The 26,588-nt window shown below is 58.5% G+C and carries 26 protein-coding genes; 10 read left to right on the top strand and 16 right to left on the bottom strand.

The window, feature by feature from the left end:
• Positions 1-11: 11 nt before the first annotated feature.
• A complete protein-coding gene (locus LWH94_RS04070) occupies positions 12-644 on the top strand; it encodes a nitrous oxide reductase accessory protein NosL (RefSeq protein ID WP_232901329.1) in 633 nt (210 codons plus the stop codon).
• Between the two features lie 224 nt (positions 645-868).
• Here the strand turns inward: LWH94_RS04070 and moaA are convergent, their stop codons facing one another.
• Positions 869-1,861 (bottom strand): GTP 3',8-cyclase MoaA, encoded by a 993-nt coding sequence (gene moaA, locus LWH94_RS04075; protein WP_232901330.1) that lies wholly within the window; start codon positions 1,859-1,861, stop codon positions 869-871.
• 196 nt (positions 1,862-2,057) lie between these two features.
• Here moaA and LWH94_RS04080 point away from each other — a divergent pair, with 196 nt between their 5' ends.
• Together LWH94_RS04080 and LWH94_RS04085 are read left to right on the top strand one after the other, a co-directional pair.
• Entirely contained in the window at positions 2,058-2,450 is a 393-nt protein-coding gene (locus LWH94_RS04080; RefSeq protein ID WP_232901331.1) for a YbaN family protein, read from the top strand.
• A 25-nt stretch (positions 2,451-2,475) separates the two neighbouring features.
• Positions 2,476-2,913, top strand: a complete 438-nt coding sequence (locus tag LWH94_RS04085; protein WP_022987876.1) for an RrF2 family transcriptional regulator — start codon at positions 2,476-2,478, stop codon at positions 2,911-2,913.
• On the opposite strand, the gene LWH94_RS04090 is transcribed toward LWH94_RS04085, so the two are convergent.
• On the bottom strand, positions 2,901-3,998 hold the full coding sequence (locus tag LWH94_RS04090; RefSeq protein ID WP_058341663.1) for a fatty acid desaturase family protein: 1,098 nt from the start codon (positions 3,996-3,998) through the stop codon (positions 2,901-2,903). The genes LWH94_RS04085 and LWH94_RS04090 overlap by 13 nt on opposite strands.
• 47 nt (positions 3,999-4,045) lie before the next feature.
• Positions 4,046-5,152: a ferredoxin reductase gene (locus tag LWH94_RS04095; protein ID WP_232901332.1), complete on the bottom strand. Its 1,107-nt coding sequence runs from the start codon at positions 5,150-5,152 to the stop codon at positions 4,046-4,048.
• Between the two features lie 198 nt (positions 5,153-5,350).
• On the opposite strand from LWH94_RS04095, the gene LWH94_RS04100 reads away from it, so the two are divergent.
• Complete coding sequence (locus LWH94_RS04100; RefSeq protein WP_232901333.1) at positions 5,351-5,995, top strand: TetR family transcriptional regulator; 645 nt, start codon at positions 5,351-5,353, stop codon at positions 5,993-5,995.
• Positions 5,996-6,013: 18 nt separating this feature from the next.
• On the opposite strand, the gene LWH94_RS04105 is transcribed toward LWH94_RS04100, so the two are convergent.
• Both LWH94_RS04105 and LWH94_RS04110 read right to left on the bottom strand, forming a co-directional pair.
• Complete coding sequence (locus tag LWH94_RS04105; RefSeq protein ID WP_232901334.1) at positions 6,014-7,459, bottom strand: WS/DGAT/MGAT family O-acyltransferase; 1,446 nt, start codon at positions 7,457-7,459, stop codon at positions 6,014-6,016.
• A gap of 164 nt (positions 7,460-7,623) precedes the next feature.
• The gene (locus tag LWH94_RS04110) at positions 7,624-8,088 is read right to left on the bottom strand and encodes a PepSY domain-containing protein (RefSeq protein WP_232901335.1); all 465 of its coding nucleotides are present in this window, start codon (positions 8,086-8,088) and stop codon (positions 7,624-7,626) included.
• Positions 8,089-8,237: 149 nt separating this feature from the next.
• Here LWH94_RS04110 and LWH94_RS04115 point away from each other — a divergent pair, with 149 nt between their 5' ends.
• The 3 genes from LWH94_RS04115 to LWH94_RS04125 are packed head-to-tail and all read left to right on the top strand — an operon-like array spanning position 8,238 to position 10,626.
• Positions 8,238-8,627 (top strand): PepSY domain-containing protein, encoded by a 390-nt coding sequence (locus tag LWH94_RS04115; RefSeq protein WP_232901336.1) that lies wholly within the window; start codon positions 8,238-8,240, stop codon positions 8,625-8,627.
• On the top strand, positions 8,624-9,295 hold the full coding sequence (locus LWH94_RS04120) for a winged helix-turn-helix domain-containing protein (protein ID WP_232901337.1): 672 nt from the start codon (positions 8,624-8,626) through the stop codon (positions 9,293-9,295). Before LWH94_RS04115 ends, LWH94_RS04120 begins: the two co-directional genes overlap by 4 nt.
• Positions 9,295-10,626 carry a sensor histidine kinase gene (locus LWH94_RS04125; protein ID WP_232901338.1) on the top strand — a complete coding sequence of 444 codons (1,332 nt, stop codon included), beginning with the start codon at positions 9,295-9,297 and terminating at the stop codon, positions 10,624-10,626. Before LWH94_RS04120 ends, LWH94_RS04125 begins: the two co-directional genes overlap by 1 nt.
• Here LWH94_RS04125 and LWH94_RS04130 read toward each other — a convergent pair.
• The 4 genes from LWH94_RS04130 to tmpT form a co-directional block, all read right to left on the bottom strand.
• Entirely contained in the window at positions 10,623-12,188 is a 1,566-nt protein-coding gene (locus LWH94_RS04130) for a SpoVR family protein (protein WP_232901339.1), read from the bottom strand. The two genes, LWH94_RS04125 and LWH94_RS04130, sit on opposite strands and share 4 nt — an antisense overlap.
• On the bottom strand, positions 12,185-13,480 hold the full coding sequence (locus LWH94_RS04135; protein ID WP_022990879.1) for a YeaH/YhbH family protein: 1,296 nt from the start codon (positions 13,478-13,480) through the stop codon (positions 12,185-12,187). The genes LWH94_RS04130 and LWH94_RS04135 overlap by 4 nt, the downstream gene beginning before the upstream one ends.
• A 20-nt stretch (positions 13,481-13,500) precedes the next feature.
• Positions 13,501-15,423: a PrkA family serine protein kinase gene (locus tag LWH94_RS04140; protein WP_011786498.1), complete on the bottom strand. Its 1,923-nt coding sequence runs from the start codon at positions 15,421-15,423 to the stop codon at positions 13,501-13,503.
• A gap of 270 nt (positions 15,424-15,693) precedes the next feature.
• Entirely contained in the window at positions 15,694-16,353 is a 660-nt protein-coding gene (gene tmpT, locus LWH94_RS04145; protein ID WP_011786497.1) for a thiopurine S-methyltransferase, read from the bottom strand.
• Positions 16,354-16,427: 74 nt separating this feature from the next.
• Here tmpT and LWH94_RS04150 point away from each other — a divergent pair, with 74 nt between their 5' ends.
• Together LWH94_RS04150 and LWH94_RS04155 are read left to right on the top strand one after the other, a co-directional pair.
• Complete coding sequence (locus LWH94_RS04150) at positions 16,428-17,363, top strand: D-2-hydroxyacid dehydrogenase (RefSeq protein WP_023008559.1); 936 nt, start codon at positions 16,428-16,430, stop codon at positions 17,361-17,363.
• Positions 17,364-17,488: 125 nt separating this feature from the next.
• Entirely contained in the window at positions 17,489-18,844 is a 1,356-nt protein-coding gene (locus LWH94_RS04155) for a YihY/virulence factor BrkB family protein (RefSeq protein WP_014422423.1), read from the top strand.
• Here the strand turns inward: LWH94_RS04155 and LWH94_RS04160 are convergent.
• From LWH94_RS04160 to LWH94_RS04175, 4 genes are all read right to left on the bottom strand, one after another.
• On the bottom strand, positions 18,827-19,876 hold the full coding sequence (locus LWH94_RS04160) for an HDOD domain-containing protein (RefSeq protein ID WP_023008558.1): 1,050 nt from the start codon (positions 19,874-19,876) through the stop codon (positions 18,827-18,829). The genes LWH94_RS04155 and LWH94_RS04160 overlap by 18 nt on opposite strands.
• 90 nt (positions 19,877-19,966) lie before the next feature.
• On the bottom strand, positions 19,967-21,196 hold the full coding sequence (locus LWH94_RS04165) for a DUF445 domain-containing protein (RefSeq protein ID WP_023008557.1): 1,230 nt from the start codon (positions 21,194-21,196) through the stop codon (positions 19,967-19,969).
• 152 nt (positions 21,197-21,348) lie between these two features.
• Positions 21,349-22,083, bottom strand: coding sequence for a 16S rRNA (uracil(1498)-N(3))-methyltransferase (locus LWH94_RS04170; protein WP_023008556.1), 735 nt, complete (start codon positions 22,081-22,083; stop codon positions 21,349-21,351).
• Between the two features lie 11 nt (positions 22,084-22,094).
• On the bottom strand, positions 22,095-23,444 hold the full coding sequence (locus LWH94_RS04175) for an adenosylmethionine--8-amino-7-oxononanoate transaminase (protein WP_023008555.1): 1,350 nt from the start codon (positions 23,442-23,444) through the stop codon (positions 22,095-22,097).
• A gap of 199 nt (positions 23,445-23,643) precedes the next feature.
• On the opposite strand from LWH94_RS04175, the gene LWH94_RS04180 reads away from it, so the two are divergent.
• A complete protein-coding gene (locus LWH94_RS04180; RefSeq protein WP_232901340.1) occupies positions 23,644-24,132 on the top strand; it encodes a DUF2505 domain-containing protein in 489 nt (162 codons plus the stop codon).
• 9 nt (positions 24,133-24,141) lie between these two features.
• On the opposite strand, the gene LWH94_RS04185 is transcribed toward LWH94_RS04180, so the two are convergent.
• The 3 genes from LWH94_RS04185 to LWH94_RS04195 all read right to left on the bottom strand — a co-directional run bounded on the left by LWH94_RS04185 (position 24,142) and on the right by LWH94_RS04195 (position 26,403).
• Positions 24,142-24,888: an amino acid ABC transporter ATP-binding protein gene (locus LWH94_RS04185; protein ID WP_011786489.1), complete on the bottom strand. Its 747-nt coding sequence runs from the start codon at positions 24,886-24,888 to the stop codon at positions 24,142-24,144.
• A 13-nt stretch (positions 24,889-24,901) separates the two neighbouring features.
• Complete coding sequence (locus LWH94_RS04190) at positions 24,902-25,573, bottom strand: amino acid ABC transporter permease (protein WP_031210002.1); 672 nt, start codon at positions 25,571-25,573, stop codon at positions 24,902-24,904.
• Positions 25,574-25,644: 71 nt separating this feature from the next.
• Complete coding sequence (locus LWH94_RS04195) at positions 25,645-26,403, bottom strand: transporter substrate-binding domain-containing protein (protein WP_226609401.1); 759 nt, start codon at positions 26,401-26,403, stop codon at positions 25,645-25,647.
• Positions 26,404-26,588: the final 185 nt, after the last annotated feature.

Here is a 26,588-nt window from a genome sequence, read left to right on the forward strand (position 1 = left end):
AGCACTGACCCATGACAACCCACTTCAGCAAATGGCTCCTCGCCGCCCTGGCTGCCGTCATCCTCGCCGGCTGCTCCGGCGGTGAACAGGAAGTCGTCGCCAAGCCCGACCCCGTCCACTTCGAATCCGGCGACGAATGCCACGTATGCGGCATGGTCATCACCAACTTCCCGGGCCCCAAAGGCCAGGCCTTCACCGAGCGCGAACAGCACACCCGCAAGTTCTGCTCCACCAAAGACATGTTCGCCTGGTTCCTGCAGCCGGAAAACGAAAACCGCGATCACACCCTGTACGTCCACAACATGGCCCAGACCGACTGGGAACACCCGGACGACACCCAACTGATCGACGCCCGTGAAGCCTTCTACGTCGTCGGCTCCGAACGCACCGGCGCCATGGGCCCGACCCTGGCCTCCTTCGCCACCGAGACCGAAGCGGCTGACTTTGCCTCAGAACATGGCGGAGAAGTCTTCGCCTTTGCAGATATCACCATGGAGCACCTCAACGCCGGCATGACCATGCACGACATGGGTGGCATGGAAGGTATGCATGATGGACACGATATGGACATGGCCGAAGAAGCCGGAATGGCTGGCGACCACAACATGGAAGAAGACCACAGCGGTCACAATATGGACCACTGAAGCAGAAACAGGGAAAAACAGTTCAGGATAGAGCAGGGATACAGTAGTAGTCTGTTCTTCGGACTATGCCACCAAAGCTCGAGGGAGCGGGTGAGGACAGACTGTCCAAAAATGTGCGGAGCCATGGATGGCGGAGCAGAAGCGTCACAAGGATGTGCCGCAAGGAGCGGTTTTTGGACAGTCTGTCCTCATCCGCTCCAGCCTCGGATCTGGAAGGCTAAGGGTCAGCCGCCGGTCATATTCATAAACCGGAGAATCTGCACTTCCCCCTCCGAAGAAAAGTGATGCCGCTCCGGCTTCAAATCCATCGCCGAAATAATCGCCTGCCGAAGCTTCTCATCGTCCCCGGGAAACTCCCGCAGAACCTCCCGCAAATCCATCGAATGCTCATTCCCCAGGCACAGCAAAAGCCGCCCCTCCACCGTAACCCGAACCCGGTTACAGGTGTCGCAGAAATTATGGGAATGCGGAGAAATAAAACCCACCCGAACCGGACTGTCCGGCATCCGGTAATAGCGCGCAGGCCCGCCGGAATCCTCGGTAGCGGGAATCAGCTCATGGCGCTGGCGGATAATGTCCCGCACCTCGGCACTGGTACACAGGGCCAGCCCACGGTCGTGCTCGGAAATTTCCCCCAGCGGCATCTCCTCGATAAACGTGATATCCAGCTGCTTCTTCCGGGCGAACTCGATCAGTTCCGGCACTTCCACGTCGTTCCGGCCCTTCATCACCACCGTATTCAGCTTGATACCCCGAAAGCCCGCCTCCCGGGCGGCTTCAATGCCATCAAGCACCTGGCTCAATTTGCCGGTGCGGGTTATACGGTGAAACTTGTCAGCATCCAGTGAATCCAGGCTGATATTAAGGCGGTACAGCCCACCCCGGCGCAGCTCATCCGCCATCTCCGGTAACTGGCTGCCGTTGGTGGTCATGGCGAAGTCCCGCAGGCCATAACTGCCGATTTCCCTGACCAGGTCCAGGACACCCTTGCGAACCAGGGGCTCACCCCCGGTCAGGCGGATCTTCTCGGTGCCAAGATCCACAAAGTTACGGGCCACCCGGGCAATCTCTTCCAGCGAGAGAATCTGGCTTCGGGGCAAAAACACCATCTCTTCAGCCATGCAGTAAACACAACGGAAGTCACAGCGATCCGTCACCGACAGGCGAACATAGTTCACCGTGCGGCCGAAGCGGTCTGTCAGTTGGTTTGCGGGCATCTGGGGGATTCCTGTTGCAACACATGGTTATGAGTATAGATGCAGTATGGCAAAGCCTGAGACAGATTCCGAGACCTGAGTAAGGATAAACACCGCTACCACCGTACAACCATTAATGGGTATTTTTTATGCAGGTTATAGGCGCTAAACTGAAAGCAAGACCCTATTCCTTAATCACGGTAGAATGGATACAGGTATGAACGGTCACGAGGCCCGCGTGATGGCCGCACAGCCAAACAAAACCGGTTTCCGGATTCTTGCGTATATCTCGGCATTGCTCGGGTTAGCTGGCGTAGTGTTGCCTCTGCTTCCGACCACGCCCTTTGTGTTGCTGGCCGCCTTTTTTGCCAGCAAAGGGTCGCCGGCGTTTGCCCTGTGGCTGGAGCAGCACCCGGCGTTTGGCCCTGCCATTGAACAGTGGCGGGAACGGCGAGCCATCCCCCTGAAAGCGAAACTGCTGGCCCTGGGAATGATGGTTCTGAGCTGGACTATGCTGCTGGCACTCGGCTCGCCCCTGCTGGTACTGACAATTTCCGGCCTGTGTCTTTCGGCAATCGCCGCTTACTTGATAAGCCGGCCGTCCTGCTGAACCGCACGGCCCCTTGGAGTATTAAATGCATATCACCCGTTACACAGACTATTCACTCCGGGTTCTGATCTATCTGGCCGAACAGGGTGACCGGCTGGCAACTATCCAGGAAATCGCCGACAGCTACGAGATTTCCAAGAACCACCTGATGAAGGTGGTGCACCAGCTGAACAAGAAAGGCTACATAGAGACTGTACGCGGCAAGAAAGGCGGCATGCGCCTGCACATGTCCCCGGACGAAATCAATGTGGGAATCCTGGTGCGGGAAACCGAGCAGGATCTGAGTATTGTGGAATGCCTGTCCTCCAACAATGCCTGCAAGATTACCCCGGTATGCGGCCTCAAGCACATGTTCAGCGAAGCCTTGAATGCGTTCCTGGATGTGCTCGATAAATACACCCTGGCCGATGTGATCCGCGATCAGCACCGGCCACAGTTGGTACGCCTGCTTCAGATTGCCTGAAGCTGGCCACTTCCCCGCTGTTCCAGGCGGGTTCTGACCGCATCTGGCAGGGAGAATCGGGCTATCCGGCTCAGCACGGTGCCGTACTGTTTGGCAAAGCTGCCGGTGTTATAGGGAATGTCATACTTCTTGCACACTTCCTGTACCTTCGCGGAAATCTCCGGGTAACGGTGGGCCGGCAGGTCCGGGAACACGTGGTGTTCCACCTGGTAACTCAGATGACCGCTCAGCACATGCAGCCACTTGCCGCCGGTAAAGTTGGATGAGCCGCTCAGCTGACGCAGGTACCAGTGGCCCTTGCTCTCGCCTTCGCACTCTTCCTCGGTAAAGGTTTCCGCATCCTGGGTGAAGTGCCCGCAGAAGATAACCGTGGAGGCCCAGATGTTCCGGATCAGGTTGGCGCCTACGTTACCGGCCAGCACAATCGGGGCCACGGGCAGGGTCAGCAGCGGGAAGAAAACATAATCCTTGAAGGCCTGGCGGCCACCCTTGCGGGCGAAGTCCTTCAGGAACGGCAGCTTGTCGCGCCAGCGCAACTCACCCCGGCGAATTTTCTCGCTCTCCAGTTCATGCACGCCCACGCCCCACTGGAACAGTACCGTCAGCAGGATGTAGTTCACGAACTGCAGCAGGTGCCCCGGGTGCCACTTCACATCATCGCCCAAGCGCAGCACGGCATAGCCGTAATCCCGGTCCTTGCCGATGATGTTGGTGTAGGTGTGGTGCTCGTAGTTGTGGGTCTGGCGCCAGGATTCGCTGGTGCACACGGTGTCCCATTCGTAGGTCTGGGAATTCAGGGCCGGGTCGTTCATCCAGTCGTACTGGCCGTGCATCACGTTATGGCCGATTTCCATGTTTTCCAGGATCTTGGCGATACCCAGGCTGGCGGTGGCCGCTACAAAGACCGGCGGTATGAAGCCAAAAGGCATCATCACCCGGCCACCCACTTCCAGAGTGCGGTGCAGGCGGATAATCTTGCGGATGTAGGTGGCATCCCGCTCGCCCAGGTCAGCCAGCACTTCATCGCGGATGGCATCCAGGTCTTGCTGGAGGCCGTTCAGTTGTTCTTCGCTAAGCTTTTTCATAATGCTTTCTCCATGCGGCGCTCCGGCCGCAACGCAAAAATTTTGGGTTATACGTCTATCTGAACCGGCCCGCGGGGCACGGAAACACAAAGCTGGACGCTTTCTTCGCCGGGGCCGGATACCTTGCCGGTCAAACGGTTAACCACCGTGCCGCTGGTCTTGCGGCAGCTGCACTGGTGGCAGATGCCCATGCGGCAGCCGTAACGGGGCTTGAGGCCTGCGGCTTCGGCAATTTCCAGCAGGTTGGCATCGCCTTCGGAGCCCACATTCACGCTGCTGCGGGTAAAGCTGACCTCGCCACCCAGCTGGTCGTTATCCAGGGCGGCCGGGGCAGGGGGCGCAAAAAACGTGCTGTGCATCTTCGATTCGGCAAGGCCACGCTGCTGCAGCAATTCCGTCGCAAGGTCCATCAGGCCTTTCGGGCCGCACAGGTAGACTTCGCGTTCCTTTAGTCCGTCAATCGCTTCCAGGTCTGCATCGCAGAGGAAGCGGGATTCCTTGCCTTCATGGGTGGCAATGATGTTCAGGGTCAGCCCGGGATAACGGGCGGCGATGGCCTCCAGCTTTTCCCGGCCAATAATGTCGTTACCGGTGCGCACGAAATACAGCAGGGTAACCGGCGCCGGGTAGTGGCTGGCGGCCATGGTTTCCAGCTGGCTGAGAACCGGGGTAATGCCGCTGCCGCCGGCGATAAACAGCACGGGTTTGGCGGGCTGCGGAACCAGGAACTCCCCGAAGGCATCGGCAAGGCCGATGACGTCGCCTTCGCTCAGGGAGTCGTGCAGCCAGTTGGTAACCAGGCCGCCCGGCAGACGCTTGATGGTCAGGGTAATCAGGCCCTGTTTGTGCCACAGCTCCGGTGAGCTGGACAGGCTGAAGGTGCGGGTGCGCCGAATACCGTCGATCTCGGTACAGATGTTCACATGCTGCCCGGCCTCGAAGCCGGTCCACCGGCTGGCGGGCTTGAGTACGAAGGTTTTGGTGTCGGCGGTTTCGGCCATAATGCGTTCTACCCGGGCTGGTGTGTACTCCTGTACCCACATCGGGTTGATGGCACCCGCGAGGGGGTCCAGCCACGCCGCGGGGTCGTCCCGGTTCAGTAATTGCCGGCCAAGCCAGTGCAATGCCTTGGTTTGTGTCAGTCGTGCCAGCATGTTCGTTCTCCGTGTTTGTCGGGTGCCTTGTACGGGTCTATGTGTACAAGTGTTCACTAATGTGTACGACTGTACACACAAGTTTGACTTTCAACAATTACCTGCCCGGAGTGTTGGCTCGAAATGACAAGCTGGAAGGGTTTTTCTACGGTCTAATGTGTACACTTGTGAACCTGATAAACGCGGTACGGGTAAAAGATGGCAGACAAACAACGGCGCAGGCCGGGAGAAACCCGGGAAAAACTGATGAGTGCAGCCCTGGAGCTGGTGGGTAAGGGGCGGCATTTTGCCAGTCTGGGTATCCGGGAGGTGACTCGTCAGGCGGGGGTGGTGCCTACATCATTTTATCGCCACTTCCGGAGCATGGACGATCTGGGCCTGCAGCTGGTGGACGAGCTGGGGCTGGTGTTACGCCGGATGATGCGTGAGGCCAGGGGGAATGTATTGCAGGCGGACAAGCTGATCGAGGAGTCCGTGGGTATATTCGTAGCCCATGCCCAGGCCCAGGCCAATCGCAGTTTTTTCATGTTTATGGCCCAGGGGCTGGCGGGTGAAAGCCGGGCGGTTCAGGAAGGGATTCGCAGTGAAATGCGGTTTTTTGCCAGTGAGCTTGCCAACGATCTGCGCCGGTTGCGGCTGATGCAGCATCTGAGCGATGCCGACCTGGATATGACCTGTGACCTGGTGGTTCGTACCGTTGCCTTCAGCCTGACGGACCTGCTCAGTATCGCGGCGGATGATGATTACCAGGTTGGCCAGGTACGCAAGCGCACGTCCCGCTTCCTGCAGATGATCTTCGTGGGTGCCGGACACTGGCAGAGTGAATCCGGCACCGCACTTTAATCGGGCCTCAGGTTTTAATCAGGCCTCAGGCTTTTTCTTCTTTGCCGTTGACCGCGGCTTCTTCGGCCTGGGCGGCAGCACCAGGCTTTCCAGTTCATCCAGTGCCTCACCGGTGTACACCGCCAGCTTCTGCATGCTCGGCAGGGTGTCCCGGCAACCGGTGTACCCGAAGTTCAGCGAGCCGGCATAGCTCAGGCAGGTGATGTTGAGGGCGCCGCCGTGGGCAATCAACGAGACCGGGAACATGGCTTCGAGCTTTGCACCCTCGTAGTACAGGGTGTTTTCCGGCCCCGGCACGTTCGAGATGGTCACGTTGAACACCGGCCGCATGCGGCCGCCCAGCCCCGACATCAGCTGCAGAATATAGGGCGACATCAGCAGCATGGTGTACTGGGTCAATGCGCTCTTGGGCAGCTTTTGCAGGTGTTCCTTGGCCCGGCGGGTCGAGGCCTTGATCTGCTGCAAGCGGTTCAGCGGGTCTGCCTCGTTAGTGGCCAGGGAGGCAATCATGAAGCTGATCTGGGTACCGGTTCCTTCGTCATCCGCCGGGCGGATATTGACGGGAATGCCCGCGGTCAGGGGGATGGCGGGCACACTGTCCTGCTCCAGCAGGAACCGGCGCAGTGCGGTGCCGCACAGGTACAGCACAATATCGTTCAGGGAGCCGCCGGACGCCTGGGCCAGGGCTTTCAGGCGGTCCAGCTGGTAATGCTGGGTGGCAAAACGGCGCTGGCCGGTAACCCGGTGGTTCAGGATAGAGACCGGGCCGGTAAACGGGGCGGTCAGGCCATCTTCAGGGTGGCGAACCGAGTGGACCAGGCGGTTGCCGGCCTGCCACAGGCGTGGCGCCATGTCGGCCTGCAGTTTCAGGGCATCCATGGCCTGGGAAACAGCAGCAGGCACGCTCGCCTCCGGGTCGGTTTTGCTGCCACGGCGCCGCTCCGGGCGCACGGTCCAGGGCGGCGGCATATTGACCCGGTCCGGATCGGTGGTCAGCACCCGTTGCATCAGGCGCACGCCGCTGATGCCATCAATCATGGAATGGTGCATCTTGGTGTACAGGGCAAAGCGGTTGTTCTCCAGCCCTTCAATTACGTGGCATTCCCACAGGGGGCGGGAGAAATCCAGCGGATTGGAATGCAGGCGCGACACCAGGATACCCAGTTCCCGTTCGCCGCCCGGACGGGGCAGGGCAGAGTGGCGTACGTGGTAGTCGAGATCGATATCCTTGTCGACCTTCCAGGCCGGGGCAAGCAGTCGTCCGAGAAAGCCCGACCAGGCCAGCTTGTAATCCCAGGGTGGTGCTACATCACCGGCATCTTTCATGCGGGCAACCATGTCCCGCAGGAAGGTTTCCGGTGCGCCTTCCGGCAATGAAAAAATCTGCAGGGTGCCCACGTGCATCGGGGTGTCTTCAGATTCCACAGCCAGCCAGGAGGCGTCCAGTGTTGCGAGCCGTTTCATTCCGTTGTGTTCTCCGCCAGTCGTTCAATTTATGGTTGTTGCCTGCAAGTATACTGGCTAAGCGGCCTGCAAACGATCAAAAACCGAGGTGGTAAGACGATTGTCCAGCCACCCTGCTATCTGGCCGGTGAGCAGGGTGGCTGGAGGCGCTTTCAAGGTTCGGTTTAGTCGTCCCGCTCGACTTTCACGGGTTCCAGGCTGCCGGTACGGAAGTCCACTTCCAGCTCCCGGCCGTTGTCATCGTTGCCTTCTACCTCGATGTCGCCGTTACGTTTGATTTTCAGCTCTTCGATGGTTTCCATGCCCTGCCCACGGGCGGCATCCAGAAAGACCTGAATTTCCTGCGCGGTCAGGCCATACGACTCGCCTCTGGGCTTGCGGCGCTGTTCCCGCTCGATGTCGCCGTTGCCGTTCAGGTCCAGTTCCACAAACCAGTCCTGGCCCATCCAGCCCTCGATCTCGATGTCATCGGCCCGGTCGTCGTCAAACTCGATGCTTTGGAAGTGGGTGATGCCGTAGTCACTGCCAACCTGCAGCATGCGCTCGGCGTCTTCAAAGCTGCCCTTGGCAAAGGCTGCGGGGGCTGCGATAAGGCCGCTGATCAATACGATGGTAAGGGTCTTTTTCATGGTGTGCTCCTTGTTTCTCTGTGTTTTGAAACCTGCCGGTTCTGCCCTGTTGGCTACCAGCCTGGGGCCAGATTAACGGGGCAGGGCTTTCAGCATCGTGATAGGCTCATTCATGATTCGTTCATCTGACTTTTGTCACCATAATGAGCATGGACAAAGACCGTTTTTCTCCACCCTTATTGCCCGCAGACCGGTTTTCCCGCCGGGTGGTTCGGGCGTTCCTGCTGGCGCTGCTTGTCGCGGGTGCCGTGCCCTTTGCGCAGGTCGCCTGCGCCGACGCTGACGATGACTGGCGTCGCCTGCACCATGAGGTGGAAGCCGGCCGCATCAAACCCCTGAGCGAGATTCTCGACAGCCTGGCCCGGGACTGGGTCGGGGATGTGATTGATGTGGATATCGAGAAAGACGACGGCGAGATTATTTATGAGATCGAACTGCTGGGCCCCCAGGGGCAGGTGGTGGAGTTTGAGGTGAACGCCCGGACTGGCGAGGTTCTGGAGGTTGAGGGTCGGAATATCCGGGGCATGGAGCGACGATGAAGATTCTCCTGGTTGAAGACGATACCGCACTGGCACAAGGCCTGGCTGGTGCCCTGCGCGAAGCCGGGTTGCTGGTGGAAGTGGCCGTGGAAGGCCGCAGCGCAGATTTCCTGGTGAGTACCGAGCGCTACGATGCGGTGGTGCTCGATCTCGGCTTGCCCGATGGTAACGGTAGCCAGTGGTTGGCCGGCTGGCGGGCACGGGGCATTGATTTGCCGGTATTGATTCTGACCGCCCGGGAACGGTGGTCTGACAAAGCGGCCGGTTTTTCCGCCGGTGCCGATGACTATGTCACCAAACCCTTTGAAACCGCCGAAATCCTGTTCCGCCTGCGGGCCCTTGTGCGCCGGGCCCATGGCCATGCGCACCCGGTGATTACCGTGGGCGACATAGCGCTTGATACCCACGCAGGGAAGGTTACCCGTTCCGGCATGCCGGTGTCTCTGACGGCCCAGGAGTTCCGGCTGTTATCACACCTGATCCATGCGGCGCCCAGAATTGTTTCCCGAACCGAGTTGTCCGAGCATGTCTATGACGGCGACCAGGAGCCGGATTCCAATGTGATCGATGTGCAGGTGAGCCGGTTACGGCGCAAACTCGGTGCCGATGCCATCGAAACCGTACGCGGGCAGGGTTACCGGATGCGTGGTGGCGGGGAACCGGCCTGATGCTTACAGGTCTGCGCCGCTGGCCGGTGGCGGTTCGAATGCTGGTGTCCGCGCTGGTTCTGGTGCTGGTTATCTTACCCCTGGCGGGTGCCCTGCTGGCCTGGAATGTCCGGCAGACCGTGAGCCAGTCCTTCGACGAGCGTCTGCTGTCCTTCCTGAACGTAGTGATTGCCGGTATCGAATTCGACCCGCAAACCGGTGAACTGACCCCGGGTTCGCAGCTGGGTGATCCCCGCTTTGAGCGGGCGTACTCCGGATGGTACTGGCAGGTAAACGATAACAGCGGCCAGGTTATCACTTCCCGTTCGTTGTGGGATCAGCGCTTGCCCCAGGTCAGTGGCCGCGGGCCGGACTGGGTGGACGTTCCGGGGCCGCGGGAGCAGAGGCTCCGCCTGGTAGAGCGGGATGTTCAGTTACCGGCCTTTGATGGCTGGTTGTCGGTGTCTGTGGCGGCCGACATGTTGGAAGTGGACACCCAGGTGGCGCGGTTTAACCGGTTGCTGGGGATATCGCTGACTACCCTGGGGGTCTTGCTGTTACTGATGATTGGCCTTCAGATTCGCTGGGGGTTGGCTCCTTTGCGGCGGCTTGAGCAGGATCTGCGTGCCATGGAAGCGGGCCGGGCCCGTTCCCTGACTACTGACCTGCCGGATGAACTGGCAAAGCTGGCGGATGCCATGAACCAGGTGCTTCAGCGCGACCAGGTGCTTATTGACCGGGGCCGCACCGCCGCCGGTAACCTGGCCCATGCGCTGAAAACGCCGGTCTCGGTGCTGACCACCCTGAGTGACAAATTGCCGGATGAGCAAAGAACCGCGTTCCGTACCGAGCTGGCTCGCATTGACGACGCCGTGCGCCATCACCTGGCCAGGGCTTCCGCCGCCGGGCCGGCGGCATTGGGCGGTGTGGACCTGGCTGAAGCGCTGGAGCCGGTAATGTCCGCCCTGGATACACTCGCCGGGCGTCGGGGGCTGGTTCTTGATCCGCATATCAACGGTTCCGGCATGGTCCGCTTTGAACAGCAGGATCTCCAGGAAATTGCCGGTAACCTTCTGGAAAATGCCATCAACTGGGCCGAAAAACGGGTAAGTTTCTCTGCCCGGCTTGGTGTGGAAGGATTGGAGCTGGTGATCGAGGACGATGGTCCGGGCTTGTCGGCCGACGACATTGAACAGGCCCTTACCCGGGGCGCCCGGCTGGATGAAAGCCGCTCCGGCTCCGGCCTTGGCCTGGCGATTGTGAAGGAGCTGGTGGAGCTCTACGGCGGCAGCCTGAACCTTGGCCCCTCGCCACTGGGCGGGTTGCGGGCCAAGGCCAGTTTCCCGGTTTAGTCGTCGGCGGCGTCGTCGTTACGGGGCGGGCAGTGATGCGCCGCTACGATTCTGCCCTCATCCACGCTTTCCAGGTGTACATCAAACCCCCACAACCGGTGCACGTGCCGGAGTACTTCGTCGGTTTCCTGCCCCAGCGGCACCCGGTCCACCGGGATGTGATGCAGGGTCAGTGAGCGGTCGCCGCGCACATCCACACTCCATACCTGAATGTTCGGCTCCCGGTAACTGAGGTTGTATTGGCGCGCCAGCTTTTCCCGCAGCGCGCGATAACCGGGCTCATCGTGAATGGCGGTGACGGTGTAGTGGTCTTCCCGATCGTCGCTTTCGATGGCGAACAGCTTCAGGTCACGCATCACCTTCGGTGAGAGAAACTGCTGGATAAAGCTCTCGTCCTTGAAGTTGTGCATGGCGAAATGCAGGGTTTCCAGCCAGTCTGTACCGGCGATGTCCGGGAACCATTCCCGGTCCTCATCGGTAGGGTTTTCACAGATACGTCTAAGGTCGGTGAAGATGGAGAAACCCAGGGTGTAGGGGTTCAGGCCGGAATACCATGGGCTGTTGAAGGGTGGCTGGTATACCACGGCGGAGTGGCTTTGCAGAAATTCCAGCATGAAGCCATCGTTCACCAGCCCCTTATCGTACAACCGGTGCAACAGCGTGTAGTGCCAGAACGTGGCCCAGCCTTCGTTCATTACCTGGGTCTGGCGTTGTGGATAGAAATACTGGGCCAGCTTGCGCACGATGCGCACCAGTTCCCGCTGCCAGGTTTCCAGCAACGGCGCGTTTTTCTCGATGAAGTACAACAGGTTTTCCTGAGGCTCCTCCGGATATCGGGGCCTGCGGCGAATCGGGTCCCCGTCGTCCTCTGCTTTGGGGATGGTTCGCCACAGATCGTTGATGCGGCGTTGTTCGTATTCTTCCCGCTCCTTCTGCCGGCGGGCCTCCTCGGCGGCCGAAATCGGGGCAGGGCGCTTGTAGCGGTCTACACCGTAGTTCATCAGTGCGTGGCAGGAGTCGAGAATCTCTTCCACGGCATCCACGCCGTGTCGCTCTTCGCACTCCGACACATAATGCCGGGCAAACACCAGGTAATCGATGATGGCACTGGCGTCTGTCCAGGTACGGAACAGATAATTGCCCTTGAAGAACGAGTTGTGGCCGTAGCTGGCGTGGGCAATCACCAGGGCCTGCATGGGCAGGGTGTTCTCTTCCATCAGGTAGGCGATACAGGGATTGGAATTGATCACAATCTCATAGGCCAGCCCCATCTGGCCCCGCTGATAGCCCTTGGAGGTTTGCAGAAACTGCTTGCCGAAGGACCAGTGATGATAGCCCACTGGCATGCCGACGGAGCTGTAGGCATCCATCATCTGCTCGGCGGTAATCACTTCAACCTGGTTCGGGTAAGTGTCCAGTCCGAACTCGGCGGCGCATTTGGCAATTTCCTCGTCGTATTTCTGGATCAGTTCGAAGGTCCATTCCGAACTGGTGGAAATGGGCGTACCTGCCTTGGGTTGTTCGCTCTCCGGTGCGTTCGGGCGATCAATCAGGCTGCTCATGCCGCTTTCCTCTCGAACAACTGTCGGAAGACCGGGTAAATGTCTCCAGGATCGGCAATCTGCTGCATGGCAAAGCTCTGGGGAAACTGCTCCATGATCTTCTCGTATTCGTACCAGAGCATCTGGTGATCCTGGGGTGTGATTTCGATATAGGAGTAGTACTGAACCAGCGGCAGAATTCGCTCAGACAGCAGTTTGCCGCAGATGGGTGAGTCGTCGTTCCAGTTGTCGCCGTCGGATGCCTGGGCGGCGTAGATGTTCCATTCCGCTGGCGAGTATCGGGCTTCGACGATCCGGTGCATCAGTTTAAGGGCGCTGGAGACAATGGTGCCCCCGGTTTCCCGGCTGTAGAAGAACTCTTCTTCGTCCACTTCCTTGGCGCTGGTGTGGTGGCGGATAAACACCACTTCGATTTTCTTGTAGTTCTTCTTCAGGAACAGATACAGCAGGATAAAGAAGCGTTTGGCGATGTCCTTGTGCATCTGGGTCATGGAACCGGATACATCCATCAGGCAGAACATCACCGCACTGGTGGCGGGTTTGGGCTGCTTCAGGTGTTGCCTGTAGCGCAGGTCGATCTCGTCAATGAAGGGAATGCGTTTGACGTTGGCTTTCAGCCGCGCAATTTCCTCTTCCAGCACCTTGATCTGGTCTTCATGGCTGAAGGCCGGATCGAGATCATTCGGCGCGCTTTTCAGCGCCTCGAGCTGTTTTTCCAGGTCCCGGATCTTTTTCTTGCGTGCGCCGCCCAGGCCCAGACGCCGCGCGTGGGCGCCCCGAAGGGAACGCACCACATCCAGCTTGGCGGGCACTCCCTGGGTGGTGAAGCCCGAGCGTACATAACTGAAGGCTTCGGTGTCCTTGAGTTTTTTCCGGGCCAGATTGGGCAGCTCCAGATCGTCGAACAGGAAGTCGAGAAACTCTTCCTGGGTAATCTGGAAGGCGAACTCATCCATGCCTTCTCCGTCCGGGCTGGCCTGGCCTTGCCCCTGGCCCTGGCCACCGCCGCTCTCGGGTTTGGGGATGGTGTCCCCGGCCACCCATTCCTGATTGCCGGGGTGCACCACCTCTCGCCGGCCACCGTGGCCATGGTGGAAGATAGGTTCGTCAATATCCCGGGTGGGAATGCTTACTTTCTCGCCCCGTTCGATATCGGTGATGGAGCGCTTCTGCACGGCATCCGACACCGCCTTCTTGATGTGGTGGCGGTAACGGCGCAGGAACCGTTCCCGGTTCACTGCGCTCTTGTTCTTGCCGTTCAGGCGCCGGTCAACAATGTGGGTCATACCCATGGTACTGCTCCCGCTGGCCGTTAATGGGATTTCCGGACGCGCAGGTACCACTCGGCAAGCAAGCGAACCTGTTTCTCCGTGTATCCACGGTCAACCATGCGTTCCACAAACTGTTTGTGCTTTTTCTGGTCTTCCTGGCTGGCCTTCGGATTGAAGGAAATCACCGGCAACAGGTCTTCGGTGTTCGAGAACATCTTCTTCTCGATCACGCTGCGCAGCTTCTCATAGCTGAGCCAGGACGGGTTCTTGCCACCGTTGTTGGCCCGGGCCCGCAGCACAAAGTTGACCACTTCGTTGCGGAAGTCCTTGGGGTTGGAAATGCCCGCCGGTTTCTCGATTTTCTCCAGCTCGTCGTTGATGGAGGAGCGGTCCAGAATCTCGCCGGTTTCCGGGTCCCGGAACTCCTGATCCTGAATCCAGAAGTCGGCATAGGTGACATAGCGGTCGAACAGGTTCTGGCCGTACTCGCTGTAGCTTTCCAGATACGCCGTCTGGATTTCCTTGCCGATAAACTGGACGTAGTGGGGCGCCAGGTATTCCTTGATGAAGCGCAGGTATTTTTCCTGCAACTCCGGCTGGAACTGTTCCTGTTCGATCTGCTTTTCCAGCACATAGAGCAGGTGAACTGGGTTGGCGGCAATCTCGGTGGTGTCGAAATTGAATACCTTTGACAGGATCTTGAAGGCAAAGCGGGTAGACAGACCGTCCATGCCTTCCATCACCCCGGCAGCATCCCGGTACTCCTGGATGGACTTGGCCTTGGGGTCGGTGTCCTTGATGCTCTGGCCGTCGTATACCTTCATTTTGGAGAAGATGCTGGAGTTTTCCGGCTCCTTGATCCGCGACAACACCGAGAACTGGGCCAGCATATCAAGAGTGTCGGGTGCGCAGGGCGCTCCGGACAGTGAGCTGTGCTTCAGCAGCTTGCGATAGATTTCAATCTCCTCAGTGACCCGCACACAGTAGGGCACCTTGACGATGTACACCCGGTCCAGGAAGGCTTCGTTGTGCTTGTTGTTGCGGAACGTCTGCCACTCGGATTCATTGGAGTGGGCCAGGATCACGCCGTCGAAGGGCACCGAGCCCATGCCCTCGGTGGTGTTGTAGTTGCCTTCCTGGGTGGCCGTCAGTAGCGGATGCAGCACCTTGATCGGTGCCTTGAACATTTCCACAAACTCCATCAGCCCCTGGTTGGCTTTGCACAGGCCGCCGCTGAAGCTGTAGGCATCCGGATCATCCTGGGAATAGTCTTCCAGCATGCGGATGTTGACCTTGCCCACCAGGGCCGAGATGTCCTGGTTGTTGTCGTCGCCCGGCTCGGTCTTGGATACACCGATCTGATCCAGCACGGAGGGGTAACGTTTAACCACCCGGAACTGGCTGATGTCGCCGCCAAACTCATGCAGGCGTTTGACTGCCCAGGGTGACATGATGTTTTTCAGGTAGCGGCCGGGAATGCCGTATTCCTCTTCCAGAATCGGGCCATCCTCGGCCGGGTCGAACAGGCCTAGCGGGCTTTCGTTTACCGGAGAGCCTTTGATGGCGTAGAAGGGGACCTTCTGCATCAAGGCTTTGAGTTTCTCGGCCAGGGAAGACTTACCGCCGCCAACGGGGCCGAGCAGGTAGAGAATCTGCTTCTTCTCCTCCAGACCCTGGGCTGCGTGGCGGAAGAACGAAACTATGTTTTCGACGGCATCTTCCATGCCGTAAAACTCGTCAAATTCCGGGTAACGCTTGATGACTTTGTTCGAGAAGATGCGTGACAGGCGGGGGTCACGGGAGGTATCGATCAGTTCTGGTTCGCCGATGGCAATCAACATCCGCTCCGCGGCGGTGGCGTATGCCGTTGGGTCCTTTTTGCAGATCTCCAGGTATTCCTCAAGGGAGTATTCCTCCTCCTGAGTCTGTTCATACCGGTCTTTGAAGTGCTGCAGAATGCTCATAGATGGCCCCTCGCTTACTCTTGCCTGTTATAAATTCACGCAATGTCCCCGTTGCTGTTTCGCCGCCTGTCCCGGCGGTGTGTCTGGTTAAGGAATGAATGGGATGGTGTTAAGCAGGTATACGTTATCCGGAGGTTTCCGGCCTGCTTAATCTGAGCTTAGTTCAGAGTTCGGAGGTTGGACAGTGAGCAGTCAAATTAGGTTCATTAAATTATGTTACGGGCGGTAAGCCAGACGGGACACAAAGGACTTACCGCCCATGATCAAAGGTTATTTCTTGACGAGGGTAAAAACACTCTCTGTGGCGCCGTTTCTCAGGCCCCGGCGTTTGGCAAACGGGTTGTCACGGGCCATGTCCCGTTTCAGCACCTGGTTGATCTCATAATCCTCACCGTAGAGCCTGAACACTTCGTCGTCGGTAACGTTGAACGGCGGGCCCTGCATTTCCGAGCTGTCGTAATCCAGCGTGATCAGCAGGATTCTGGTGTCGTCCGGAATAATAGCGGTGAGATGATTGACATAGCTCTTGCGCATTTCCGGGGGCAGGGCGATCAGGGCAGCCCGGTCGTACACCAGGCGAATGTGTTTGAGGTCGTCCGGCACCAGCTGGAAATAATCCCCACACCAGATCTGCAGGTCGTCATGGCGGAAGGTGGTAAAGGGTTCACCCGGGTGAACGCTGGCTTTCTCCTGCGCTTCCTCGAAAAAATCCTTGCAGGCAACCTCGCTTAACTCCACGCCGATAATCGGATGTCCGCGATCGTGCAGCCACCACATGTCATGGGCCTTGCCGCACAGGGGAACGAACACGGCGTCGGTGCCGTTGCCTGCCAGTTCGGGCCAGTGGTCATGCAGGTACTGATTAACCGTGCCTTCGTGGAAGCCGATTTGGTCTTTTGCCCAGCGTTCGTGCCAGAATTCGTGTTCCATGGGTAGCCTCCCGGAGATTGATCGTTTTCCTCAGTCTACCTTAATCTGTGGGGTCGATGAGTCAGGAGAAAAGTATGAAAGCCGTTTTTCTGGATGCCGCAACACTGGGCGAGGATGTGGATCTGAGTCCCATTGAAAACATTGCCGGTGGACTGACCTGCCACCCGCGCACCAACCCGGAGCAGGTGATTCAAAGAATCCAGGGCTTTGATACGGTGCTGGTGAACAAGGTGGTGCTGAACGGCGAACATTTTGAAGCCTGCCCGGAACTGAAGACCATCGCGGTGGTGGCAACCGGTCTCAATAACATCGATCTGGAGGCGGCCAAGGCCCACGACATCAAGGTAATGAACGTTACCAATTATGGCCGTTCCACCGTGGCCCAGCACACCATGGCTCTCATCCTGGCACTGGCCACCCGGCTGCTGGATTACAACCGGGGTGCCCGCAATGGCCAGTGGGCCAAAAGCGATATGTTCTGCCTGATGGACTACCCGATTATGGAGCTGGAAGGCAAAACTCTGGGCATTGTCGGCTACGGCGATCTTGGCCAGGGTGTGGCGGAACGGGCAAAGGCGTTTGGCATGAACATCGTCCTCGGCTGCCGGCCCGGCCAAGAGCCTGGCGAGGTGGATGGCTACCCGCGAATTCCGCTGGATGACCTGTTGGTGCAGGCTGATGTGCTATCACTCCACTGCCTGCTGACAGAAGAAACCCGCAACATGATTGGCGCCCGGGAACTGGGTTTGATGAAGTCTTCGGCACTGCTGATCAACACCAGTAGGGGCGGCTTGGTTGATGAATCGGCTTTGGCTGACGCCTTGAGGAATGGCGATATTGCCGGTGCGGGCTTTGACGTGTTAACCGAAGAACCTCCCCGCAATGGTAATCCGCTGCTGGCAGACAATGTTCCAAACCTGATTTTAACCCCGCACTCGGCCTGGGCGAGCCAGGAGGCGCGGCAGCGAATTGTGGAGATTACGGCGCGTAATCTGGCGTCGGTTACCTGAAGTCGGGTGAAGGAAGCCCACCATCAGGAGGATTTGTCCGGGTGTACAACAAATACCCGGTTTCCGGGTTGTTTACTGACAGCTGCCTGATAAGCTTGAAGAAACACTGACAAGCAGGATGTTACGTGGCTTCCACCCAGATGAAAGAGCGGCTGCAGGCTGCTGAAGACTGGATACTGTCCAATTCCAACCCACCGCAGACCTGGCCCTGGACCTGGCTGTATAAATCCGGGCGCTCGGCTTATGCCCTGATCCGCGATGTGATCAGTGGTCAGTTGACACTGCACGCCATGAGCCTGGTTTACACCACGTTGCTCAGCATTGTGCCGCTGCTCGCCCTGAGCTTTTCCGTGCTGAAAGCGCTGGGTGTGCACCAGCGCATGGAGCCATTCCTGTACCAGTTCTTCCAGCCGATGGGCCCACAGGGTGTGGAGGTGGCTGAGCGAATCCTGGGTTTTGTCGATAATATGAAAGTCGGTGTGCTGGGCTCGGTGGGTCTGGCCCTGTTGGTGTACACCGTCATTTCCCTGGTTCAGAAAATCGAGCGCTCGTTCAACATGATCTGGCGGGTGCCGGAAATGCGCTCCATGGCGCAGCGTTTCAGTAACTATCTGAGCGTCATCATGGTAGGCCCCTTGTTGATGGTTTCGGCTATCGGGGTAACCGCCACCATCTTCTCTTCAGAAATCGCGCAGAATCTTATGGCCATCGAACCGTTTGGTTCGTTGATTGTCCTTGCCAGTCGGTTTACACCGTTTTTCCTGGTGGTGGGCGCGTTCACCTTTGTTTACATCTTTATCCCTAATACCCGGGTGAAGCTGCGCTACGCGTTTATCGCCGGGCTGGTGGCCGGCGTGTCCTGGCAGGCTGGCGGCATGCTGTTTGCCTCGTTCGTGGCCGGCTCGGCCAAGTATGCGGCCATCTACTCCGGTTTTGCGGTCGGTATCATTCTGCTGATCTGGACGTATCTGAACTGGATGATCCTGCTGCTTGGCGCCAGTCTGGCTTTCTATCTGCAAAACCCGGGGGCCGTAGCCAAGCGCCGGAATGTCCAGCTGGCGCCGGAATTGCAGGAGCGGGTAGGGCTTGCCCTGATGTGGATGGTGGCCAAGCCGTTCAGCCGCGGTGAACCGGCGCCTCAGCAGGAGTCTCTGGAGCAGCAGTTGCGGATTCCCGGCGAAGTCACCCGCAAGATCAGCGACAAGCTGATACGCGCCGGGTTGCTGAATCTGGCGGGGCGCGATGGCGATCAGCTGGTTCCAGGGCGAACACTGGATCTGATTACGGTCGGTAGCGTGCTGCGGGCCGTGCGCAAGGACGAAGACCGGGTGGTGGATCGCCTGCCTGCCGGGGCCATGCCGAGGGAACTGATCGATCTTGCGCCCACCAGTGACGATGTCAGCTTTGCCAGCCTGCTGAATGCCGGTACACCGCCCGGTGCGGATATTGTCAAAGCACCGGAGTCAGGTCCGAACCTGTGAGCTTTTGCCTTCCTGGAGCATTCTGAGCAATACCGTACGTACCCTGCCCAGTTGCTCCGGGGACAGGTGCACAATACGAATCAGATTCTCTTCTGACAGGTTCCTCTGGCGGGCATGGCGCAGCACTTCCCGGGTGCCCAGAAGCAGGCCGTCGGTCAGTGCGGAGTGGGCCTGCCGCGGCGCCGGCCGTTCCGCCGACAGCAGCCAGGCATGGTATTTGGGTGGCAGATTCCAGACATTGGCCAGTAACTGGCAGGTGGCCCACTGATAACGGGCCAGAGCCTGTCTCAGTATGGCCGGTTCCGGTTCATTGCCGGAGCCTTTGGTGCGGCAGATACGCCCCAGTTCCCGGCGAATGGTGATGTAGGCCAAGGCTGGCAACAGGCCGACCATGAAGTGGGCGCTGGTGTCATCCCTGTGAATCTTCGCAATCATTTCCGCCGCCCGTGCGCAGGTCAGGCCCCAGCGCCAGGACCGTTGTGCGAACAGCGCTTCCCGACTGTTCCTGGCCGCCATCATGGGGCGCATCACCGCCGCCGCAATCACGTTCCGGATGCCGTCCACACCCAGCACGAACACCGCCTGGTCAACGGATTCTATGACGTGTTCATTCGGGCGGAAGTAGGGGCTGTTGGCCACCTGGAGCAACTGGTCGGTCAGTGACGGGTCACTCAGAATGATGCGGGTTAGCTCTTTGCGTTCGGTGGCTTCATTGGACAGTGCTCGCATCAGCATGGGTAAACTGCCAGGCTTCCTGGGCAGTTCTTCCATTTCGTTCATTTGCAGGCGCCGCTCGAGCTCGGCCAGTTCCTTTTCGCCACTATCTGTGCCGGCACGAAGGCGCGCGGGTTCCACATCAAGCAGCCAGGTGAACAGGTGGTCTTCCAGTTGGCCAACAATGTCGCCTTCATCGTTGCTATTGCCGGGCTGGCTGGTGCTGGAAGGATTAAAAAGCCGGGTTTCGGAGGCAGCCTGTGGGACGGATTGAGTGCTGTTGAACAGACCTGATATCCAGGAAAAAAAGCCCGGCATCCCTTGCCTCCGCATAGCGTGTATAAAGAATGGACTGGTTATCTGGCCAGTATAGTAGCGTAATGCAACCCTGCCCAGCCCTGACAACGATCAGAAAAAGGACTCGCCAAAGACAAAGACCAGTTGGCACACACCGGCCACCAGACCCAGGAAGGCGCCCACCAGGATCAGTTTGATCTCGTCTTCCTGGAAGCACGGGCGCAGCAGATCCTGGAATTCTTCCGAAGACAGGGCATTCATCCGCTCCACCATAATGGACTCCACTGCCCGGGCCCGGTCTCGCTCGAACACGGGGTTGTTGAAGGAACTCTGGGATATCGCGATGGCTTTTTCACCCACCTGATTTTTCAGGGTGGCAAAACCCGTGGGGCCGAATGCCATCTGGGTCAGGGCCTTGCCCATGCCTGCGGTTTCATCCACCAGCGGTTTGATGTGCTTTTTCACCATGTTGCGGGCGCGGTCACCTTTGGGTCCTTCGAGGATGGCATTGATGATGTTGCCCACGGTCAGTATCTCGTGGGTCACGATATGACAGAAGGATTCTGCCACTTCTGGCTGGCGCTTGAGGAACAGGCCCTGGATTCGCAGAGGGCCGACCTTGTGTTCATGCAGGGGCCGGAAGATTACATTCAGCGCAATCCAGTTGGTGGCCCAGCCCACAAGGAGCCCGAACAGAGGCAACACCCAGATGGCCGGGTACAGGTACCAGACTCCCATCTGGATAATGCCGAACAGGAAGCCGAAGTAGAGGCCGGAATTGATGATGAAGCGGAACTCCACGTCACCGCACTCCAGAAATATCCGGTTGAGCAGCTTTTTATCCCGGGCCAGGCGCTCGATGACCATGCCTTTGATGTCGAGCAGGTCTTCAATGTTGTCGGAGATGTCTTCAACCAGGTTGTCGACCAGTTGCGGGGTGGATTTGCGTACCCGGTCATAGACCATTTTGCGGGCCGAGGCGGGCAGGTTTTCCCAGAAGGTGGGGTATTCCCGCAGCATGAGTTCGTCGACATATTCCTCAATGCGGGGGTCGACAGTGTAGATGATGTGGGCGGCCAGGACTTTGGGGTCGATCTGTTCGAAGATTTCCTGAACGGTACCGATTTTGGCGATGGTGGCATCCACACTTTTGGCGGCCATTTTGCGGGCTTTGGAGGGGATAATGCCCTGCCAGCCCAGAAGCGGCGGCTTGCCGATGAACTCCAGCGGATAGAAGGTCATTTTGATGGCGAGCCAGTTGGTGCTCCAGCCGATGAGGGCGGCGATCACGGGAATGCTGAGGTATTGCCAAAATTCCGGATTGGTAAGTAGGTTTATCATCCTGGGCTCTTAATTGTTTTCTTGGGTGCAGGCGCCCATACAAGGTGGCACTCCCGCCCACTTTTTGTCAGACAAGATAATGTTGTTCACTGACAGCTCTGTCAATGACTGGGATGCCAGGACGTGACGCCATGAATAGTCACCCGGCTGTCTCAGGCGCCGATATCCCCCCAGAGCCACTGACACAGGGCGATGGCGGCAACGGGTGCAGTTTCGGTGCGCAGTACCCGGGGGCCCAGGGCAACGGGCAGAAAACCGTTGTCCTCGGCCAGGGCAATTTCTTCAGCGGTCAGGCCGCCTTCGGGGCCGATCATCAGGGCGATGCTGGAGGGCTTTTCGAGGGTGTTCAGGGACCGTTCGGTGCGATGGTGTAGCACCAGGCGCAAGTCACAGGCCCGGGCGTGTTCCAGCCACTGTTGCACGGTCATAACCGGCTGTATTTCCGGAACCCTGGCACGGCCGCACTGTTCGGCGGCGCTGATGGCAACCTGTTGCCAGTGGCGAAGACGCTTGTCTTCCCGGTCGCCTTTGAGTTTGACGTCGCAGCGTTCGGTAGTCAGTGGCACGATTTCGCTCACGCCCATTTCCACCGCTTTTTGTACGGCGTAGTCCATGCGGTCGCCCTTGGACAGGGTCTGTGCCAGTACTACTCTGAGGGGCGATTCTGTTTCGTTTTCAGCGGCTTCCGTGACTGCCACCAGCACGTGTTTCTTTCCGGCTTCGGTAATGGTGGCGTGATAGTCATGACCGTCCCCGTTGAAGAGCAGAAGTGCCTGGCCTGCCTGCATGCGCAGGACCCGGCCTACGTGGTTGGCGGCGTTGTCGTCCAGCTGGCACTGGCTGCCGACAGCCAGGGGGCTGTCGGTGAAGATACGCGGGATTCTCATGGCGGCGGTTCTCAGTCCTTGACCGCGATTTCGATGCCTTCGGTGGCCACCTGAGCCAGATGGCGAATCTGTTCTTCGGTGATCACGTAGGGCGGCATGAAGTACAGCACGTTACCCAGGGGGCGCAGCAAGGCCTGGCGGGTGAGTGAATGTTTATACACTCTGATGCCACGGCGTTCCTGCCAGGGGAACGGGGTTTTGCTGGCTTTGTCTTTGACCATTTCAATGGCCATGGTCATGCCGTGCTGGCGGATATCGCCCACGTTCGGGTGGTCGGCCAGATGGGCAACGGACTCGGCCATACAGCGGGACAGCTGACGGTTGTTTTCGATGACGTTCTCATCCCGGAAGATGTCGAGCGTGGCCAGGGCGACGGCGCAGCCGATGGGGTTGCCGGTGTAGCTGTGGCTGTGCAGGAAGGCGCGCATGGTTTCGTAGTCGTCGTAGAAAGCGTTGTAGACGTTGTCGGTGGTGAGCACCACAGACAGCGGCAGATAGCCGGCGGTCAGTCCTTTGGACAGGCACATGAAATCGGGGGTGATGCCGGATTGTTCGCAGGCGAACAGCGTACCGGTGCGGCCAAAGCCGACGGCAATTTCGTCCGCGATCAGGTGCACCCCGTAACGGTCGCAAGCTTCCCGCAGTTTGGTGTGGTAAATCGGGTGGTGCATGCGCATGCCACCGGCGCACTGGATCAACGGCTCCACCACCACAGCGCAGATTTCGTCGTGTTTCTCGGCCAGCAGTTTGTCCATGGCCTCGAACTGGCGCAGGGCGTACTCTTCATCGGTTTCGCCCGGCTCTTTGTTGTAGGCGTCCGGTGAGGGGGCGGTCAGCACTTCCATCAGCAGCGGCTGGTAGGTGTCCTTGTACAGGGCAACGTCGCCCAGGGCCAGCGCGCCCAGGGTTTCGCCATGGTAGCTGTTGCTGAGGTTAACGAAGTTCTTTTTGCCCGGTTTGCCGTGGTTTTTCCAGTAGTGGTAACTCATCTTCAGAGCGGCTTCGATGGCCGAGGAACCATTGTCGGCATAGAAACACTTGTTCAGGCCTTCCGGTGTTACCTCGATCAGCCGTTCTGACAGATTAACCACTGGCTCATGGCTGAAACCGGCCAGAATCACATGTTCGAGCTGGCCGATCTGTTCCTGAATGGCGGAGTTGATGCGCGGATTGGCGTGGCCGAACAGGTTAACCCACCAGGAGCTGACGGCGTCGATGTAGCGGTTGCCCTCAAAGTCCTCCAGCCAGACACCTTCGCCCCGTTTGATGGGGATCAGGGGCAGGGTTTCGTGGTCTTTCATCTGGGTGCACGGGTGCCACACGGATTTAAGATCCCGTGCGACCAGATCGGCATTGCGCATTGTAGTCTCCTGTCAGCTCCCGGGCCGTTTGTTCGGTTTGTTAAAATCCTCACATGATACTTGCCCGGGCCATCGCTTAACAGCGCCAGAATGTGAACCAATCGGTCTGGCTTGCTTGCCCGGTTTGCTTGCCCGCCCGGCCAATGTTGCCACGCCGGGTGGCCGCAACAATAGGGGTAAGACAGGTTCGGAGGTAATCATGGAACTCAATCTGGAGCACCCCTACGAGCGGGGGCTTGATCAGCTGATCGAGCGTTTCTTCGATGAGGCGCACATACGTAACAAAAACGAGCAGTTGGGCGCCCGCAATCTCAGGGTGACCGAGCTGAAAAAGGACGAAATGTCGGCCAAACTGGTGATCGAGCGGGAAATGACCGCCTCGGCACCGGTGCCGGGTGTGCTTTCCGGTTTCCACCGGGAATGGAACCGGGTGCGGCAGGAAGAGCACTGGTTCCGCAAAGACGATGACGAGTGGCACTGCGAGTTTCGGGTGCGTATTGACGGCGTGCCGGCGAAGATCAAGGGCGCGATGCGGCTGTTGGGCAACGGCGACCGGTGTATCAACTACGTGAGCCTGTCGGTGCTGTGCGAGGTGCCGTTTCTGGGCCGGAAGATTGCGAAGTTTCTGGCGGATGACTCCCACGCCAAGATTGAACGTGAGTATGACGTCACCCGCCAGTTGCTTTAAACGCGAGGGTCAGTGAGCCAGTACCCGGGACAGGAATGCCTGGGTGCGCTCATTCTGAGGGTTATCGAACACCTCGTCGGGTTTGCCTTCCTCGACAATCTGGCCTTCGTGAATGTAAATCACCCGGTCGGCCACCTCGCGGGCGAAGCCCATTTCATGGGTGACGACCATCATGGTCATACCTTCTCTGGCCAGCTCCCTCATGACATCCAGTACTTCCCCGATCATTTCCGGGTCCAGCGCTGACGTGGGTTCGTCGAACAGCATCAGCCTGGGTTCCATGGCCAGAGCCCGGGCGATGGCCACCCGCTGTTGCTGGCCGCCGGATAGCTGGCTGGGGTATTTATCGGCCTGGTTGCCGATGCCTACACGTTCCAGCAGGCGTTCGGCGGTGGCGTTGGCAACCACTTCGGCCGTTCTTTTCACCTTCATGGGCGCCAGCATGATGTTCTTTTTCACCGTCAGGTGCGGGAACAGGTTGAACTGCTGGAACACCATGCCCACTTCCTTGCGGATTTCCGCCAGGCTGTTCTGATTCCCGCCTTTCGGGGCCAGAGGGTGGTTATCCACCTCAAGCGACCCGGATTCGTATTCTTCCAGGCCATTCACGCAACGAATCAGGGTGGATTTGCCGGAGCCACTGGCACCGATGATCACCACCACTTCGCCCTGTTCCACGGTCAGGTCGATATCCTTGAGGACATGCAGTTTGCCGAAGTATTTGTTCATGCCCTTCATTTTTACAATCTGTGTCATTGCTCGGGCTCCTTCAGGCAGACGCGACACCACGGCGCTCAAGCAGCCGCAGGATCAGTGACAGGGACAGCGTAATGGCCAGGTACATGATGGCCACCACAAAATACACCTCGAATGCGGTGAAGGTATTGGCAATGTACACCTGGCCCTGGCGTACCAGTTCGCCCACGCCGATGACCGAGAACAGTGAGGTGTCCTTGATGCTGACGATGGCCTGGTTGCCCAAAGGCGGAATCATGCGTCGGAAGGCCTGGGGCCAGACAATGTTCCAGAAAGTCTGGGAGCGTGACAGGCCCAGAGACAGACCGGCTTCGGTCTGGCCTTTGTCAATGGACTGCACGCCACCACGGACGACTTCGGAGATATAGGCACCGGAGTTAAGGGCGATCGCGGCAATACCGGCTGTCAGCGGGTCGATCGGGCCGCCAACCAGGTCGGGCAGGCCGTAGAAGATAAACAGCACCTGTACCAGGATGGGGGTGCCGCGGAAAATCTCGATGTAGGCAGTGGCGGGCCAGCGCAAGAACCAATTCTTGTTGATGCTGAGCAGGCCGAACACGATGCCCAGAACAAAACCGATGGCCAGGCCACCGAAGGAAATCATCAGGGTGTAGGGAATACCCTTGGCCAGGTAGGGAATGGAATTGATGGCCGCCTGCCAGTCAAACTGAAACTGGAATTCCACAGTGTGTTTCTCCGTTGGGTTGGGAGGAATCGGCCAGGGCATTGTGTGCCCCGGCCGGTTCGAGTGGCGGGTTATTTGTCTTCAGGCATGGGGCCGAACCATTTTTCATAAATGGTCTTGTAGGTGCCGTCTTCCTTGATTTCTGCCAGGGCCTCGTTAACCGGGTCGACCCATTTACTGCCGTTTTTCAGGGCAATACCGTACTGCTGGCCTTCATACAGGGGGCCGACGGTCTTGACCTTGCCTTTGCCACGGGTGCTGGCGAAGTAGCCAACGTTTGGGGCATCGTAGAAAACCGCATCAACGGCACCGGACATCAGCGCCATGTACATGTCCGAGCTGCCGGGGTACGGCGTTACACCGTCGTTGTCGTCCAGGCTTTTCATCAGGAAGTCATAGCTGGTGCTGCCAATCTTGGTGCCGACTTTCATGCCTTCCAGGTCCGACATTTCATCAACGTCGCCGTTGTTCTGGCTCACCAGGATACGCAGACCGGAATCGTAGTAAGGATCGGAGAAATCGACGATTTCCTCGCGTTCATCGGTAATGGTGATGCCGGCGATGGCAATATCCACGTTGCCGGTTTGCAGGGCCGGGATAATGCCGTTGAAGTCCATGGTGTTGAGGTCGTAATCAAAGCCTGCACGTTCGGCGACTTCGGCAATGATCTCCATATCGAAACCGATCATTTCTCCGGTTTCCTGGTCCATCATTTCAAACGGGACGAAGCTTGGGTCGGTGACCACGCGCAGGGTCTCTGCGCTGACTGAGGTTGCGGCTACAGACAGTGCCAGACCAGCACCCAGTGTTTTCAGCCATTTCGTGCTCATGCTTTCTCCTTTCTGTTTTTTATGCCCCGTCTGCCCGGTAAGGCAGTCTGTGAAAGCACTCTTTGTGGCCGTGCATCACAGGGAGCGTTGATGGGGATGCATCAGATACAGTTTAGACTATGGAGACAGGATTTGCAGGAAATCAGGCGGTTATGAAAGGAAAGAGGGGCCGGAGCCCCTCTCTG

The sequence above is a fragment of the Marinobacter sp. G11 genome (assembly GCF_021282325.1).
GTDB lineage: Bacteria > Pseudomonadota > Gammaproteobacteria > Pseudomonadales > Oleiphilaceae > Marinobacter > Marinobacter vinifirmus.